The 16,918-nt window shown below is 40.9% G+C and carries 17 protein-coding genes; 5 read left to right on the top strand and 12 right to left on the bottom strand.

From position 1 onward, the window contains the following. Nucleotides 1–13 precede the first annotated feature (13 nt). Complete coding sequence (locus tag AACU98_RS00765; protein WP_004242773.1) at nucleotides 14–358, top strand: RidA family protein; 345 nt, start codon at nucleotides 14–16, stop codon at nucleotides 356–358. Nucleotides 359–515: 157 nt separating this feature from the next. On the opposite strand, the gene mdtI is transcribed toward AACU98_RS00765, so the two are convergent. The 3 genes from mdtI to zwf all read right to left on the bottom strand — a co-directional run bounded on the left by mdtI (nucleotide 516) and on the right by zwf (nucleotide 3,350). Continuing rightward, a complete protein-coding gene (mdtI, locus tag AACU98_RS00760) occupies nucleotides 516–848 on the bottom strand; it encodes a multidrug/spermidine efflux SMR transporter subunit MdtI (RefSeq protein ID WP_004247986.1) in 333 nt (110 codons plus the stop codon). A gap of 1 nt (nucleotide 849) precedes the next feature. Further along, nucleotides 850–1,290: a multidrug/spermidine efflux SMR transporter subunit MdtJ gene (gene mdtJ / locus AACU98_RS00755; protein ID WP_036894852.1), complete on the bottom strand. Its 441-nt coding sequence runs from the start codon at nucleotides 1,288–1,290 to the stop codon at nucleotides 850–852. A gap of 584 nt (nucleotides 1,291–1,874) precedes the next feature. Further along, nucleotides 1,875–3,350 carry a glucose-6-phosphate dehydrogenase gene (gene zwf / locus AACU98_RS00750; protein WP_161734670.1) on the bottom strand — a complete coding sequence of 492 codons (1,476 nt, stop codon included), beginning with the start codon at nucleotides 3,348–3,350 and terminating at the stop codon, nucleotides 1,875–1,877. 354 nt (nucleotides 3,351–3,704) lie between these two features. Between zwf and AACU98_RS00745 the strand changes: the two genes are divergently transcribed. Together AACU98_RS00745 and pyk are read left to right on the top strand one after the other, a co-directional pair. After that, nucleotides 3,705–4,547: a MurR/RpiR family transcriptional regulator gene (locus tag AACU98_RS00745; protein WP_004242767.1), complete on the top strand. Its 843-nt coding sequence runs from the start codon at nucleotides 3,705–3,707 to the stop codon at nucleotides 4,545–4,547. Nucleotides 4,548–4,777: 230 nt separating this feature from the next. After that, nucleotides 4,778–6,220 (top strand): pyruvate kinase, encoded by a 1,443-nt coding sequence (pyk, locus tag AACU98_RS00740; RefSeq protein WP_004242765.1) that lies wholly within the window; start codon nucleotides 4,778–4,780, stop codon nucleotides 6,218–6,220. 97 nt (nucleotides 6,221–6,317) lie between these two features. On the opposite strand, the gene lpxM is transcribed toward pyk, so the two are convergent. The 3 genes from lpxM to znuA all read right to left on the bottom strand — a co-directional run bounded on the left by lpxM (nucleotide 6,318) and on the right by znuA (nucleotide 9,684). Beyond that, entirely contained in the window at nucleotides 6,318–7,292 is a 975-nt protein-coding gene (gene lpxM, locus AACU98_RS00735) for a lauroyl-Kdo(2)-lipid IV(A) myristoyltransferase (protein WP_004242762.1), read from the bottom strand. Nucleotides 7,293–7,398: 106 nt separating this feature from the next. Then, nucleotides 7,399–8,727, bottom strand: a complete 1,329-nt coding sequence (gene mepM, locus AACU98_RS00730; protein ID WP_004242759.1) for a murein DD-endopeptidase MepM — start codon at nucleotides 8,725–8,727, stop codon at nucleotides 7,399–7,401. A gap of 12 nt (nucleotides 8,728–8,739) precedes the next feature. Further along, nucleotides 8,740–9,684 carry a zinc ABC transporter substrate-binding protein ZnuA gene (znuA, locus tag AACU98_RS00725; protein ID WP_004251364.1) on the bottom strand — a complete coding sequence of 315 codons (945 nt, stop codon included), beginning with the start codon at nucleotides 9,682–9,684 and terminating at the stop codon, nucleotides 8,740–8,742. Nucleotides 9,685–9,758: 74 nt separating this feature from the next. Between znuA and znuC the strand changes: the two genes are divergently transcribed. Then, nucleotides 9,759–10,484 (top strand): zinc ABC transporter ATP-binding protein ZnuC, encoded by a 726-nt coding sequence (gene znuC, locus AACU98_RS00720; protein ID WP_004242756.1) that lies wholly within the window; start codon nucleotides 9,759–9,761, stop codon nucleotides 10,482–10,484. After that, entirely contained in the window at nucleotides 10,477–11,262 is a 786-nt protein-coding gene (gene znuB, locus AACU98_RS00715; protein ID WP_004247983.1) for a zinc ABC transporter permease subunit ZnuB, read from the top strand. The genes znuC and znuB overlap by 8 nt, the downstream gene beginning before the upstream one ends. 92 nt (nucleotides 11,263–11,354) lie before the next feature. Here znuB and ruvB read toward each other — a convergent pair whose 3' ends face one another. The 6 genes from ruvB to aspS all read right to left on the bottom strand — a co-directional run bounded on the left by ruvB (nucleotide 11,355) and on the right by aspS (nucleotide 16,756). Beyond that, nucleotides 11,355–12,365: a Holliday junction branch migration DNA helicase RuvB gene (gene ruvB / locus AACU98_RS00710; protein WP_004242732.1), complete on the bottom strand. Its 1,011-nt coding sequence runs from the start codon at nucleotides 12,363–12,365 to the stop codon at nucleotides 11,355–11,357. A gap of 12 nt (nucleotides 12,366–12,377) precedes the next feature. Further along, nucleotides 12,378–13,001 (bottom strand): Holliday junction branch migration protein RuvA, encoded by a 624-nt coding sequence (gene ruvA, locus AACU98_RS00705; RefSeq protein ID WP_004242731.1) that lies wholly within the window; start codon nucleotides 12,999–13,001, stop codon nucleotides 12,378–12,380. Nucleotides 13,002–13,103: 102 nt separating this feature from the next. Continuing rightward, nucleotides 13,104–13,625, bottom strand: a complete 522-nt coding sequence (gene ruvC / locus AACU98_RS00700; protein WP_004242730.1) for a crossover junction endodeoxyribonuclease RuvC — start codon at nucleotides 13,623–13,625, stop codon at nucleotides 13,104–13,106. Nucleotides 13,626–13,749: 124 nt separating this feature from the next. Further along, on the bottom strand, nucleotides 13,750–14,505 hold the full coding sequence (locus tag AACU98_RS00695) for a YebC/PmpR family DNA-binding transcriptional regulator (protein WP_004242729.1): 756 nt from the start codon (nucleotides 14,503–14,505) through the stop codon (nucleotides 13,750–13,752). Between the two features lie 28 nt (nucleotides 14,506–14,533). After that, nucleotides 14,534–14,968 (bottom strand): dihydroneopterin triphosphate diphosphatase, encoded by a 435-nt coding sequence (gene nudB / locus AACU98_RS00690; RefSeq protein ID WP_004247981.1) that lies wholly within the window; start codon nucleotides 14,966–14,968, stop codon nucleotides 14,534–14,536. Nucleotides 14,969–14,971: 3 nt separating this feature from the next. Next, complete coding sequence (gene aspS / locus AACU98_RS00685; RefSeq protein WP_004247980.1) at nucleotides 14,972–16,756, bottom strand: aspartate--tRNA ligase; 1,785 nt, start codon at nucleotides 16,754–16,756, stop codon at nucleotides 14,972–14,974. Nucleotides 16,757–16,918 lie beyond the last annotated feature (162 nt).

The raw sequence follows: 16,918 nt of genomic DNA, 5'->3' as shown, positions 1-16,918 counted from the left end.
AGGAGAATTTATCGTGACTATAAAACGTATCGATCCAGAGGACCGTTGGTCTGAAGCGGTTATTTATAATGATACTGTCTATTACACTGCAGTTCCTGAAAACTTATCAGGGGATATAATCGAACAAACTGCAGATACATTAGCAGCTATTGATGTGTTATTACAAAGAGTGGGATCAGATAAAAGTAAGATCCTTGATGCAACACTATTTTTAGCAGATAAAGCCGATTTTGCAGGTATGAATCAAGCATGGGATGCATGGGTTGCTAAAGGGAGCGCGCCAGTACGTTGTACCGTTCAGGCTCAACTCATGCATCCTGAATATAAAGTAGAAATTAAAATCATCGCTGCTCTCTAATTTTTTATTAGCACCCGCACATGCGGGTACTATTTTTTGCATGGCTTAGTTTGAGCGCAAAAAAACTGAGTTCAACCGAACTCAGCCTTTTGTTTGAGTAAATATTCCGCTGTGAAACCTAATAGTTGTTATCCGTCTATTATTACATTAATTAGAGTTAAGCGAATTTAATCATTATCATACCGACTAATAATAATATAATTCCACTCCATCCTTTATAATTTAGGCGTTGATTAAATAAGATCCACCCAGCGGCGATAGTGGCAATAATACCAAAAGCTCCCCATAGTGCGTAAGCAACAGAAAGCTCTATCCCCTTTACGGCCATTGCCAATGAACTAAATGCGCCTAACACACAAAGCAATGACAATATTCCCAACCCCCAACGACTAAAACCGTTAGACATTTTTAAGAATATATTGGCCACGATTTCAAGCACAACAGCAAGAAGAAGAAAAGCACCATGCCACCATTCAAATTGAGCTAACATATTAGGCCTCTTTAACATTAGAAGAAATTGGCTTATTAGCTCCCTTTACCACAGTAGCAACTTGTTTGGCTTTTCCGGCAATATTTTTTACCGAATCGGTTGTTTTTTTAGCAACCGCCGATTTTTTAGTGCCTGACTTAATTAAAGTGATCCCCGCAATTAACATTGCTAAACCACCTAATTTTAATGCTGACAGTGATTCACCAAACCAAAGCACGCTAAATGTTGTAATAATGACAATTCCAATACCTTCCCACAGTGCATAAGCTACACCTAATGCCACTTTTTTTACGGCTATGGCTAAAAAGATATAGGAAGTGGCAATCATTAACCACATAACGATCATACCAGTGTAACCACCGCTGACACTGGCATACTTCATTGATAAAGTGCCGATCACTTCACAGATAATAGCTAAAACTAAAAATATCCAATAAATCATTTTTCATCTCTCATACACGTTTAAAGCACGCCCAAACGTTTCTTGCGCAGAGAAGATAGAGAATATGTAGATAGTCTTTCTGGCGGTATAAAACCGAACGTTAAGGCAACGTTATTTCCTGATATATCAGGAAGTAGGATGAGAAATTTCTATAATGCGCCACACCAGTAGTGTTCGCTGGATAAAATAGCAGAAAGGAATAACTTATAAGTAGAACGTTTAACTTTTACGCTTTTGGCGCTAGTCATGATTATTTATTCTTTCATCGCGCAGCCCATCCGCACGATATACTCCGAACCCTCATATAATATGGATAAATGTTACATGATATTTCTATCATGCCGAATTATTTAAAGCAAGGATCTTCTGCAAAAAATTTTTAGGTAATTGATTGGTTTTATTTAGGTTTTAAGTTGAAGATTGCAATACACTGCATAGTTAATCAATTCTTAGCTGAACTTGTTATTAATTTATTCATTTATATCGCAGTAATTATGCTTAATAAAAAAACACCGCAAAACTCGACCTCTTATTTTACGGTGTTATTTATATTAGTTAGGGACTATATCTGACGATGAAATTCCCTACTCAATTTCATTCCAAGAGCGGCCATCACGAGTGATCATTGCAACAGATGCAACCGGCCCCCATGTTCCTGCTTGGTATGGCTTAGGTAATTCATTATCGCATTCCCATGCATTAATAATTGAATCGACCCATTTCCATGCTTCTTCTACTTCATCACGACGGACAAATAGCGCTTGAATACCCCGCATTGCCTCAAGCAACAACCGCTCATAAGCATCAGCTAAATGAGTTTGATTAAAAGTTTCGGAGAAACTTAAGTCTAATTTAGTGGTTTGTAAGCGGTGTTTATGATCAAGACCTGGTGCTTTATTTAGCACTTCAATATCAATACCTTCATCAGGCTGTAAACGGATAGTGAGTTTATTTTGTGGTAACTCTTGATAGGTTTCACTGAAAATATTCAGAGCTGGTTTTTTAAAATAGACCACCACTTCCGAGCATTTACTTGGCATACGCTTACCGGTTCTTAAATAGAAGGGTACACCCGCCCAACGCCAGTTATCAATATCAGCACGAATTGCAACAAAGGTCTCTGTATTACTGGCTTTATTTGCACCCTCTTCGTCTAGATAGCCCGGTACTTTTTTACCTTGTACAAAACCTGCCGTATATTGCCCACGAACCGTTTTTTCACGGACATTAGTCATATCAATACGACGTAATGAGCGCAGTACTTTCACTTTCTCTTGGCGGATACTATCAGCCGTTAAATCAGCAGGTGGTGACATGGCGATCATCGTCAAAATTTGTAATAGGTGATTTTGCACCATATCACGCATTTGACCCGCTTGATCGAAATACCCCCAACGTCCTTCAATACCAACTTCTTCTGCCACCGTGATTTGGACATGATCTATCGTTTTGTTATCCCAATTATTAACAAATAAGGAGTTAGCAAAACGTAAGGCCAATAAGTTTAAAACGGTTTCTTTCCCCAAGTAGTGGTCGATACGATAAATTTGACTCTCTTTAAAGTATTTCGCCACACTATCATTAATAGAAACTGAAGACGCTAAATCTGTTCCTAGTGGTTTTTCCATAACCACACGGTTTGGCTCTTTATTTAATTTAGCATGTCCCAAACCTTTACACATCGCACTGAAAGTACTTGGTGGCATTGCAAAATAGTAAATCGCCGGTAATTTGTCTTGTTTTAGATGTTTTGCTAACTCAATAAAGTGGTCAGTTTCATTGACATCAAGATTACAAAAATCGAGACGAGCACTTAAACGTTGCCAAATTTCAGGGTTAATCTCTTCTTTTAAAAAAGTTTGTAATGCTTCATGGGCAACATTTGTATAAGCAGCTACATCCCAATCAGCACGACCAACACCGATGATACGTGTATCAGGGTGAATATATCCTGCCTTTTCCAGTTGATAAAGTGATGAAATTAACTTACGACGGGCAAGATCCCCTTTAGTACCGAAGATAACCAGATCACAGGCCTGAGCAGTCGATATCGCTGCCATAGTACGTCTCCTCATGATGAGATTTTGTAATTTTGTTACATAATTTCGTATTAATGTACTCTTTTGGGTGTACGCAGTAAATACGCTTGCGTGTTTTAGTCTTTAACGCCCCTTACATCTTATTAACCACCGGTTTTTTATGTCTAGCTTTTTCTATTTCTATGTAAATTTACAACAGTTTTGTTAATTGTTTTCAGCTTTGAAAGTTAGACACAGGTCATACTTTGATGAAAAAAGCCCTTTTAAGGGGCTGTCAGCGATGTAAGTGCTGTTATATGCGTAGTATATTTTCATAAAACCGTTATAGATTTCTCCTTTTATTGAAATTGGCAAAGCCAAGGATCTGTATATTTAATGAATATATTGGAAAGGGTTCAGTCTAGTCTGGACATCTTGAGTAAATCAGAAAAAAAAGTGGCTGAGGTTGTTTTAACAACACCACAAACCGTGATCCATTCAAGTATCGCTCTTATGGCGAAAACAGCTGATGTTAGTGAGCCCACTGTAAATCGTTTTTGTCGACGCATGGCAACAAAAGGATTTCCAGATTTTAAGTTACAATTAGCACAAAGCATTGCCAATGGTACACCTTATGTCAATCGTAACATTGATGACTCCGATTCTGTCTCTGCTTATACCAATAAAATATTTGAATCCGCGATGGCGGGTTTAGAGACTGTCAAAAATAATCTCGATATTGCGGTTATTAATCGAGCTGTCGATATTCTTACTCAAGCAAGAAAAATCTCGTTTTTTGGTCTAGGTGCTTCTGCCGCCGTCGCACATGATGCCATGAATAAATTCTCACGTTTCAACATTCCCGTGACCTATTTTGATGATGTTATCATGCAACGAATGAGCTGTATAAATAGTATCGACGGTGATGTTGTGGTGATTGTGTCTCACACAGGTCGTACTAAAAATTTAGTCGAAATTGCTAAAATTGCACGTGAAAATGATGCATCAGTAATAGCGATTACCACTTCTGGCTCTTTATTAGCCGCCGAAGCAACGTTACCCATCTTACTTGATGTACCGGAAGATACCGATATCTACATGCCGATGATTTCTCGCCTTGCACAACTTACAGTTATTGATGTTCTGGCTACAGGGTTTATTTTACGCCGAGGGCCAAAATTTAGAGATAACTTGAAGCGTGTCAAAGAAGCATTACGCGATTCGCGCTTTGATAAGTAACCGTTTTAAATGAATTTGTTAGTATAGTCACATTTAGCAGTGTGCCCTTGACTAGATAACTTTTTGAAAAATGGTAGCATAACTGCGAGCTAACTCTCACATATGATGAAAACACCTAAGTATGTTACAATTAGCTTGAAGCGTTTCACTTAACATATTGGATAGAATGTTACTTACCTCCGTTTTATCCAATAGCCAATACCTTTCGTTCAAGGTCAACGGAGTAATGCATGTCCAGACGGCTCAGAAGAACAAAAATTGTTACCACCTTAGGCCCAGCAACAGATCGTGATAATAACCTAGAAAAAATCATTACTGCTGGTGCAAATGTTGTTCGATTAAATTTCTCTCATGGCTCTGCAGAAGATCATCTTGCTCGTGCTAATCGCACCCGTGAAATAGCAGCTAGACTTGGTCGCCATGTTGCTATTTTAGGCGATTTGCAGGGTCCGAAAATCCGTGTTTCGACATTTAAAGAAGGCAAAGTATTTCTTAATGTGGGAGACAAATTTCTCCTTGATGCCAATTTAGAAAAAGGCGAAGGCGACCAAACTAAAGTCGGTATTGACTATAAAGGGTTACCTGCCGATGTTGTTCCTGGCGATATCTTGCTACTTGATGATGGACGTGTTCAATTAAAAGTCCTTAAAGTCGAAGGCCTGAAAGTTTTCACTGAAGTGACTGTCGGTGGCCCATTATCTAATAATAAAGGGATCAATAAACTCGGTGGTGGTCTTTCTGCTGAAGCATTAACTGAAAAAGATAAACAAGATATTATTACTGCTGCCAAAATTGGTGTTGATTATCTTGCTGTCTCCTTCCCAAGAACAGGCGAAGATCTTAATTATGCACGTCGCTTAGCACGTGATGCAGGCTGCGAGTGCCAAATTGTCGCGAAAGTTGAACGTGCCGAAGCCGTTGCCAATGATGAAATTATCGATGAGATCATTCTCGCTTCTGATGTTGTCATGGTTGCCCGTGGTGATTTAGGCGTAGAAATTGGTGATCCTGAATTAGTCGGGGTACAGAAAAAACTCATCCGTCGTGCTCGTCAGCTAAATCGTGTTGTTATCACAGCCACTCAAATGATGGAATCGATGATAACTAACCCAATGCCAACTCGTGCAGAAGTCATGGACGTCGCCAATGCGGTATTAGATGGTACAGATGCCGTTATGTTATCGGCTGAAACAGCAGCAGGACAATATCCCGCTGAAACTGTAGCCGCAATGGCACAAGTCTGTTTAGGCGCGGAAAAAATGCCTGCGGCCAATGTATCAAAACACCGTTTAGATATGGTATTTGATAATGCTGAAGAAGCGATAGCCATGTCAACCATGTATGCAGCTAACCATATGAAAGGCGTTAATGCGATTATCGCTATGACTGAGTCCGGTCGTACTGCCCGTATGATGTCACGAATTAGCACCGGTTTACCTATTTTCTCTATGTCACGCCATGAGAAAACATTAAACCAAACTGCACTTTATCGAGGTGTTACGCCTGTTTATTGCAGTACTCATACTGACGGTATTGCTGCCGCTAATGAAGCTATTATGCGTTTATGTGAAAAAGGCTTTTTAGTTTCAGGTGATTTAGTCTTAGTCACACAAGGTGACCAGATGGGCACGATCGGAAGTACCAATACTTGTCGTATCCTTACCGTAGAATAATCGTTCTTATTCTTTTATAGCAAAATAGCAAAATAGCAAACGGGCACTTTAAATAGTGCCCGTTTTTTTATCTTCCTATTCGTTCACCAGCAATGGACTAGTCTAGGATATTCTCACGCGCATAAGGTTCTATTTCCCCCTCTTTACGCGTTTTTAATAGTTTTAAGATCCAAGTATATTGCTCTGGTGTTGGTGAGACTAACGCTTCTAGCTCTTCATTCATCCGACGCGCAATATAACGATCATCTTGCCCTTCTATATCATCCATCGGCTCACGGATAATAATCTTTAGTTGATGCGTTTTATGACAGTAAACAGGAAACAGTGGCACAATGGCCGCTCTGCATACTTTCATTAATCGGCCAATCGCCGGTAATGTGGCTTTATAGGTACCAAAAAAATCCACAAATTGACTATGCTCGGCACCATGATCTTGGTCAGGTAAATAATACCCCCAAAACCCTTGGCGCACCGTTGAAATAAAAGGTTTTATCCCCGCTTCGCGCGAGTGTAAACGTCCGCCGAAATGGTAACGTGCTTTATTCCATAAATAATCAGTCACCGGATCTTTTTGGTGGTGAAACATTGCTGCCATTTTTTGCCCTTTAGCAGCCAATAACATGGCAGGTACATCAACAGCCCATCCATGCGGTACCATAAAAATAACATTACGCCCTTGTGCTTTTAAGCGCTCTATAATCTCTATCCCTTCCCAAGAGGTACGCTGTAATGTGTGTTTAGCCCCTCTTAAACAAAGATCTGCAAGCATCACGAAAGACTGTGGCGCTGTTTCAAACATTTTATCAAGCACATCTTCTCGTTGTGCTTTATCCCAGTGAGGAAAACAATATCTTAAATTGATATCTGCACGACGTCTGGCACTTTTCGCTTTACGCCCAACAAAACGACCTATAGAAGCAAGGAGCGGATCACGCCATTTTACCGGCATATACGCTAATGCACACAATACGCCTGCACCAAACCAGGTTCCCCAATGACGAGGATGCAAATAGGCGCGGTGAAAAGTCGGTACATAACCCGCTTTACTATCTGTATCTTTTTCTTTATTCATCAGATAACTCGCTGAACTGACACCTCTAAATAGGCGTAAAAATCATTAAAACAAAAACGGATGATATCAATCATCCGCTTTTATGTCTTTAACTTCTTGTTTAATGTCAATTATCTAACGTTAATTGAGGCATGATCTCTTTTACTTTAGCTAAGTATTCACGCTTCTCTTTGCCTGTTAGGCCATCTGCACGAGGTAATTTAGCTGTTAATGGATTAACCGCTTGTTGGTTGATCCATAATTCATAATGTAAGTGTGGCCCTGTGGAGCGCCCTGTATTTCCGGATAGTGCAATGCGATCACCTCGTTTTACACGTTGTCCCGGTTTGACTAACAGTTGGCGTAAGTGCATATAACGAGTGGTATATTGGCTACCATGACGGATAGCAATAAAATTACCTGCTGCACCACTGTATTTAGAGACAATGACTTCACCATCTCCTGTAGCTAAAACAGGCGTACCAACAGGCATAGCAAAATCAACCCCTTTATGCGGTGCAACACGGCCTGTGACAGGATTGATACGGCGAGGATTAAATTGAGAAGAGACTCTAAACTGTTTTACCGTTGGAAAACGCATAAAACCACGTTCTAAACCACCTGCTTGGCTATCATAGTAGCGGCCATCTTCAGCAAGAAAAGCATAGTAATCTTTACCACCACTTCGTAACCGCACACCAATAAGTTCGCTCTGTTCGGTACGACCATCTAAGACTTCACGAGAAAAAAGGGCTGAGAATTTATCACCACTTTGTAATTTTCTAAAGTCTAATTGCCATTGCAAAGCTTTAGTCACTGCGCGAGCTTCTGCGTTAGTTAAGCCAGCATTTGTTGCACTTGCAGAGAAACTACCACGGATAACCCCTGTGGTCACACTATTTTTCCATTCGCCTTTTTGGAACTCTTTCGCTTCAGTAAAACCTGTTTCCGTACGCGTATAAACACGAGTTTCTCGGCGAGAAACGCCCCAACTTAACTCTTGCAATAAACCATCATCATCAAGTTTCCAACTTATTGGTTGGCCTATTTTAAGGTTTCTGAGATCTTTATTTTGATTGGAGAGCGTTGCAATATCGGCTGAGTCGATACCAAATTGCGTTAATATCGAACTTAATGAATCTCCACTGGAGACAATATAAGTATGAGGAACCTGTGCCACTGCGGTGCTAGTATCGACACCATCATCAGCACCTACAAGTCCTTCATCTGTTAGCTGATCACTACTGTCGGTGATAATATCGTCGGTGTTTTCCCCTTGGGTTGTTAGGGGAGTCTGAATACTGATAGGAACTTCTCTGCTTTGTTCGGTGTGAAGCACAACTGGCCGCCATATTGCGACAGCCAGTGTTGCTGCAGTTAACGAACCAAGCATAATTTTATGTGGTAAGGGTAAATTTAAATATACCTGTGCAATGGATCTCGTCTTCTGCTGCACGTTCTTAATTCCTTATTGTGTTTCATTCAGGCAGCTCGCATATTGGTTAGCTAATTGGGTAAGGAATTTCACATAACTATCTTGAGTTAATGCAATCCCACTTCCTAGGGGATCTAATACCCCCATTTTAACTCCAGTGCCTTTCGCCACTGTCTCAATTACTGTCGGCCTAAATTGTGGCTCAGCAAAAATACATGTGGCTTTTTGCTCAACCAACTGTGTTCGTATTTGATGTAATTTCTGTGCACCTGGTTGTATTTCAGGGTTGATCGTAAAATGACCTAATGGCTTTAAATTATAATGTTTTTCGAAGTAGCCATAAGCATCATGAAAGACAAAATAACCCTTGTTTTTAACAGGCGACAGAATATTAACAAGATTTTTATCTGTTTGCTTGAGTTGTTCGCTGAATTTACTTAGGTTTACGTCCAGAAGTTCTTTTTTATCTGGATAGAGCATCACTAACCTATCGTGGATCTGTTTTGCAGACGACAACGCAATCTCTGGTGATAACCAGATGTGCATATTATAATCACCATGAGAATGATGTTCGTGATTTTCCTCATGTTTATGCACATTGTCATTATCATCTTTCAATAAAAGCGACTTTATTTTGTCAGTTTCCGCTAAAGCCAGCTTATTTTTGTCACTAAGTCTATTTAATGGTCTATCTAAAAAGACTTCCATATCCGGCCCAACCCATACCATTAAATCTGCTGAGGTGATTTTGCGTAAATCCGAAGGCTTTAATGCATAATCATGTGGCGATGCCCCATCAGGTAATAAAACTTCTGTTGGCGTTACACCATCAGCAATTGCTGCCGCAATAAACCCTATCGGCCTAATTGAAGCAACAACATCTGCCTGAACAGATGAACTAAATGAGGCTATCATAGCAGTCACTAAACATGATTTAATTAAAAAACCATGCGCAAATTTGTTGTTTTTATGTAACATAGGCAAAATTCTCGTGAAACGTCATTGGAAATGTTATATTATAACGTTTCAATGATTCTGCAAGTGCTAATTTTATGTCTGACTTAATTCGTTTAAAATCGGTTGGTGTCTCTTTTGGTGAAAGCGTTATTCTAAAAGATATCTCTTTTAATCTAAAAGCAGGCCGTATTCTTACCTTACTTGGCCCTAATGGTGCGGGTAAGTCAACGATTATTCGTTTGGTTTTAGGGTTGTTGGCTCCCTCTTCTGGAAAGATTGAACGTCAACATAGTTTACGTATTGGCTATGTACCTCAAAAACTCTATCTCGATCCAACTATGCCATTGACAGTCAAGCGGTTTATGACCTTAAAACCGGGTGTTAAAGATAAAGATATTTTACCTGCTTTAGAACGAGTCAATGCAGCAAAATTAATAAACGCCCCTATGCAAAAATTATCAGGGGGTGAATCACAACGTGTTTTACTCGCCCGAGCTTTACTTAATCAACCACAACTGTTAGTGCTAGATGAACCCACTCAAGGGGTTGATGTAAATGGTCAATTAGCCCTCTATGATTTAATTAATCAGCTTCGCAATGAATTAGGCTGCGCAATTTTAATGGTGTCACATGACTTACATCTGGTTATGGCTAAAACAGATGAAGTGCTCTGTTTAAATGGTCATATCTGCTGCTCAGGTACACCAGATGTGGTTTCTTCTCACCCTGAATTTATAGCTATGTTTGGTAGTCGTGGTGCTGAACAACTGGGTATTTATCGTCATCATCACCAACATAATAAGGAGTGTCATCATGATTGAGTTGCTGTTACCGGGCTGGATCGCCGGTATGCTCTTAGCGATGGCCGCAGGTCCATTAGGCTCCTTTGTTGTTTGGCGCAGAATGTCCTATTTTGGCGATACCCTCGCCCACGCCTCTTTATTGGGGGTCGCTTTTGGCCTGCTGTTTAATATAGAGCCTTTTTATGCCGTTATTGCCGTAACTTTGCTGTTAGCTATTTTATTAGTTTGGTTAGAACTAAAGCCTCAACTTTCTGTTGATACCTTGTTAGGTATCATGGCTCATAGCGCCCTTTCTTTAGGGCTTGTTGTCGTCAGTTTAATGGCCAATGTTCGTGTTGATTTAATGGCGTATCTCTTTGGTGATTTACTCTCCGTTAATTACCAAGATGTGATCAGTATTTTTATTGGTGTCGTTATTGTTTTATTAGTGATTATCCGTTCATGGCGTCCACTTCTTTCAATGACTATTAATCAAGATATGGCTTTTGTCGATGGTGTGAATATTCAACGCGAACGTTTAAAATTGATGATGATCACCGCATTAACAATTGGGTTGGCAATGAAATTTGTTGGTGCACTTATCATTACGTCACTATTGATTATTCCCGCAGCAACAGCGCGCCGTTTTTCACGTTCACCAGAACAGATGGCAGTGATTGCCGTCGCTGTAGGTATGTTTGCTATCACTGGGGGATTAACTTTCTCTGCATTCTATGACACCCCTGCAGGCCCATCAGTAGTATTAGCCGCCAGTAGTTTATTTGTATTGAGCTTGCTTGTACCAGCAAAGCAGTAGTTGTTTAGCGTTTATCTTATAAACAAAAAAATAGCCTTTGCTAATTTATAGCAAGGGCTATTTTTTTAATAGAAAATGCGCGAATATGTTTATTAAGGTGCTTCCATAATGCGATTAAAGTGACGATAAGCATGATTTGTGGCTACCCGACCACGGGGGGTGCGTTGAATAAAACCTTGCTGAATTAAATAAGGCTCTAATACATCTTCGATAGTTTCACGCTCTTCACCAATAGCTGCCGCAAGATTATCAAGCCCTACGGGGCCACCCATAAATTTATCAATAATGGCAAAGAGTAGTTTTCGGTCAAGATAGTCAAAACCGGCAGCATCAACATTAAGCATATCGAGTGCTTTAGACGCGATATCTTCATCAATTTCGCCATTACCTTTGACTTGAGCAAAGTCTCTTACTCGGCGTAATAAGCGGTTAGTAATACGCGGTGTACCTCGTGAACGCATAGCAATTTGTCGCGCCCCTTCTGCGGTTATTTCTAACCCCATAAAGCTGGCACTACGTGCAACAATATGCTGTAAGTCATCGACATTATAGAATTCAAGGCGTTGTACAATACCAAAACGATCACGTAATGGAGAGGTTAACGATCCCGCTCGGGTCGTCGCCCCAACTAAAGTAAATGGCGGTAAGTCGATTTTAATGGAGCGTGCTGCCGGCCCTTCACCAATCATAATATCAAGTTGATAATCTTCCATTGCCGGATAGAGTATTTCTTCAACAACGGGAGAAAGTCGATGAATTTCATCAATAAACAGTACATCATGAGGCTCAAGATTGGTTAGCATAGCGGCAAGATCGCCGGCTTTCTCTAATACAGGCCCTGAGGTTGTACGTAAATTAACACCCATCTCATTGGCAATAATATTAGCCAGCGTGGTTTTACCAAGCCCCGGCGGACCAAAGATAAGTAAGTGATCTAAGGCATCATGACGTAGTTTAGCCGCCTGAATAAAGATTTCCATCTGTTCACGAACTTGTGGTTGTCCCACATATTCAGCAAGCAGCTTAGGACGAATAGCCCTATCGATAATTTCTTCTTCAGGTTGTTGTATATCTGCTGAAATCAGGCGATCTGCTTCAATCACAATCAATTACTCCTAAATCGCTGCGCGTAATGCTTCTTTGATAAGTGTTTCACTATCAGCACCCGCCGTTGCTACCCGACTAATCATCTTGGCAGCTTCTTGTGGTTTATAACCTAAGGCAATTAAGGCAGCGGAAGCTTCTGCTTCAATATCTGCAGCAGATGGCGCTTTCGATGATGCACTGGCAGGTAGCTCAATATCGCCGTTTTGTTCAAATAGATCGCCATTAAGCCCTTTGAAGCGATCTTTCATTTCAACCACTAATCGTTCTGCGGTTTTTTTACCGACTCCCGGTAATTTAACTAATGAGGAGATGGATTCATTTTCAATTGCGGTGACAAATTGGCGTGCAGACATTCCTGATAAAATAGCCAGTGCTAGCTTAGGCCCTACACCATTGACTTTTATCAATTCACGAAACAATGCCCGTTCTTGTTTTTGATTAAAACCATATAGTAATTGCGCATCTTCACGAACAATAAATTGTGTGTAGATAATCGCCTCTTGACCAATATCAGGTAACTCATAAAAACAGGTCATAGGCATATTTATTTCATAACCCACCCCATTACCCGCTTCGATCAGCACCACTGGTGGCTGTTTTTCAAGAATAACGCCTCTAATACGTCCTATCACCCTAACGCCTCCGCAAAAATATTGACGCCAAATTTATAACATAAAAAAAGCTGGACGTATATCCAGCCTGCGAAAAACTAATCTGTTTTACCAACAGATAGCCTATCTTAACCTTCCTCGCGTTAAAACAAGACGCGGATCACCTACACGCAATAAATTTTGATTAAAGTGACAGTGTGTAATCGCAATCGCTAGCGCATCGGCAGCATCTGCCTGTGGCGCTGCAGATAGTTTTAAGATTGAGCGTACCATATGTTGTACTTGGCTTTTATCGGCTCCCCCTGTTCCTACCACACTCTGTTTTACTTGACGTGCCGCATATTCAAATACGGGAAGATCATTATTGACTGCTGCTAAAATCGCCACACCTCTTGCTTGGCCTAATTTTAATGCCGAGTCTGCATTTTTTGCCATAAAGACTTGTTCAACAGAAAATACATCGGGTGAAAATTGAGTGATGATTTCACTGACTCCCGCATAAATGCGTTTCAGTCGGCTTGGTAGATCAGGAACCTGTGTACGAATACATCCGCTTCCTAAATAGATAAGTTGTCGCCCTTGTTGGCGAATTACGCCATATCCCGTGACACGAGAGCCAGGGTCAATACCTAAAATAATAGCCATAACAATTCCTATGGCGGATAAGGTCGATGGCGAGAGAAAAGAGCAAATACGCTTGCTCTGCTCTTCTCTTCGCACTATTCAACGCAGTGTAAAACACCACTATTGGCCGTTATCGTGATACCAATTACAGAATATCTTCCAGTTGTTTTGCAACTTCATCAGAGATATCACCGTTGTGATACACTTCTTGCACATCGTCGCTATCTTCTAGCATATCGATAAGGCGCATTAATTTTGGTGCGGTATCAATATCAAGCTCTGCTTTTGTTGATGGGATCATGGAAACTTCCGCTGATTCAGCGACAAAACCCGCAGCATCCATGGCATCTTTTACTTCACCGAAAGCTTCAGGGGTTGTGTAAACGTCAATAGCACCATCATCATAAGTTTCAACGTCTTCTGCACCCGCTTCTAGTGCGGCTTCCATGACGGCATCTTCGTCAACACCCGGTGCATAAGAGATAACACCTTTTTTGGTAAAGAGATAAGATACCGAACCGTCCGTTCCTAAGTTACCACCTGTTTTGGTGAAGGCATGGCGAACATCGGAAACAGTACGGTTACGATTATCACTTAAACATTCAACCATAACAGCAGTACCACCAGGGCCGTAGCCTTCATAAATGATGGTTTCCATATTATCGTTTTCATCATTTCCCGCACCGCGAGCAATTGCGCGGTTTAGTGTGTCACGAGTCATGTTGTTAGATAATGCTTTATCAACTGCCGCACGTAAACGTGGGTTAGTTGCAGGATCACCACCACCTAAACGTGCTGCTGTAACTAATTCACGAATAATTTTAGTGAAAATCTTACCGCGTTTCGCATCTTGCGCTGCTTTACGGTGTTTAGTATTGGCCCATTTACTATGACCTGCCATGAAAATATCTCCAAACGTGGTCTAATAATTAAATAACAAATTCTTCAATCGCTTGCTGATTGCTGGCTGACTTAGTTAATTTTGCCGCCAGTGGCGCATCTAACCATTGGTATTGCGTATGCTCAGTCAGTTCAATTTCCCGTTCAGAGGGAAGTGCTAACATAAACCAATGTTCCTGACAATGTGTCACATTAGGCGCATAACGATGGCGAAAGTGTGCGAATATCTCAAAAATAATTGAACGATGGCAATCCACCAGCTCAAGATTTTCTTTTATGATATCAATTCCTACTTCTTCCTGCACTTCTCGTAATGCGGCCTGATAAGGTGTTTCGCCCTCTTCAAGGCTCCCTGTCACAGATTGCCAGAAATCAGGATCATCTCGACGCTTCAGCATAAGCACCCGCTTAGTCTGTTTGGCATAGATAACAACTAAAACACATACTGGGTGCTTATATTTCATCATTTACTCGTTATCTGTGCTAACTTCTTTTTCTGTCACTTGAATAGCCAGCTCTTTTAACGCGTCTTCATTTGCAAAACTTGGTGCATTGGTCATTAAGCAAGCCGCTGCCGTGGTTTTCGGGAACGCGATAACATCACGGATATTATCTGTTCCTGTTAATAACATCACTAAGCGGTCTAAACCAAATGCTAACCCGGCATGCGGTGGTGTACCAAATTTTAGCGCATCTAATAAGAAACCGAATTTCTCACGTTGCTCATCCGGAGTAATACCTAAAATGCTAAATACCGCTTGTTGCATTTCATTACGATGGATACGCACTGAGCCGCCACCAACTTCATAACCGTTAATGACCATATCATAGGCATTAGCTACAGCGCCTACAGGATGTGCGGTTAGTTCTGCCGGCGTGAGATCTTTTGGTGAAGTAAATGGATGGTGCATTGCACTTAGGCTGCCGGTATCTTCATCTTCTTCAAACATTGGGAAATCAATAACCCACAGTGGTTTCCATGCGTTAAGATCGGTTAGTTCCAGATCACGACCGACTTTCAGGCGCAACGCTCCCATAGCATCACTCATGGTACCTTGACGACCCGCACCAAAGAAAATTAAGTCGCCATCTGTTGCATTTGTTGCCGCTAAGATGCTGTTAACCACATCATTAGTCAGGAATTTAGCAATAGGGCTTTGTACCCCTTCGATACCTTTTGCCTTTTCATTGACTTTCATCCACGCTAGGCCTTTGGCACCATAAATACTGACAAATTGAGTATATTCGTCGATATTTTTACGAGTTAACGATGCACCACCCGGTACACGTAACGCGATAACACGACATTTTTCATCATTAGCCGCTTGTGCAAAGACGCTAAACTCAACATTTTTCACTAAATCAGCGATATCGATGAGTTCCATTGGGTTACGTAGGTCTGGTTTATCAGAGCCGTAACGACGCATAGCCTCAGCAAAGGTCATGACAGGGAATGCCCCTAAATCAACATTCAGGATATCTAGCCACAATGCGTGGATCATCCGCTCCATCACTTCACGCACTTGTTCTGCGGTCATGAAAGAGGTTTCAACATCGATTTGGGTAAATTCAGGTTGGCGATCAGCACGTAAATCTTCATCACGGAAACATTTTACGATTTGATAATAGCGATCAAAACCAGACATCATTAACAGCTGTTTGAAAAGCTGTGGTGATTGAGGTAATGCGTAGAATTTACCTTTATGAACACGACTTGGTACTAAATAGTCACGCGCACCTTCTGGCGTTGCTTTAGTTAGCATTGGCGTTTCTACATCAAGGAACCCTTCACCATCCATAAAGCGACGAACAAAACTTGTGATTTTCGCACGAGTTTTTAGGCGTTGTGACATTTCAGGGCGACGTAAATCTAAATAACGATAAGTTAAACGACGCTCTTCTGTATTCGTTTGGTTGCTATCTAAAGGTAGCGCTTCAGAACGGTTAAAAATAGACAGCGATTCTGCCGCTAGTTCAATTTCACCTGTTGCCATATTTTTATTAACTTGGCTATCAGGGCGAGCACGTACTGTTCCTGTGACTTGAATACAAAATTCATTACGCAGTTCTGAAGCCTGTGAAAATGCCTCTTTCTGCTCTGGGTCAAAAAAGACCTGAACGATACCTTCACGATCTCGCATATCAATAAAGATAAGTCCACCTAAGTCACGGCGGCGGTTAACCCAACCACAAAGAGTCACTTTTTGGCCCACATGGGCGCTATTCAACTGCCCACAATAATTAGTACGCATACAATATCCTTTTACTCAGCTTGTTGTGCTTTCTGCTGCGGAAATTTTGGCAATAGTCTTTTTCGAGTAGTGTCAAAAAAAAAGGCAGACATTATAACGAAAATTCTTCCCGACGATAAGAGTATAGACCTAGATTATATGATACATCTTTTCAAGGATTTG

The organism is Proteus sp. G4380, from assembly GCF_963885725.1.
In the GTDB taxonomy this organism is placed as follows: domain Bacteria; phylum Pseudomonadota; class Gammaproteobacteria; order Enterobacterales; family Enterobacteriaceae; genus Proteus; species Proteus mirabilis.
Note: the sequence above shows the minus strand (reverse complement) of the source record. Positions and strands in the feature narration are given on the sequence as shown.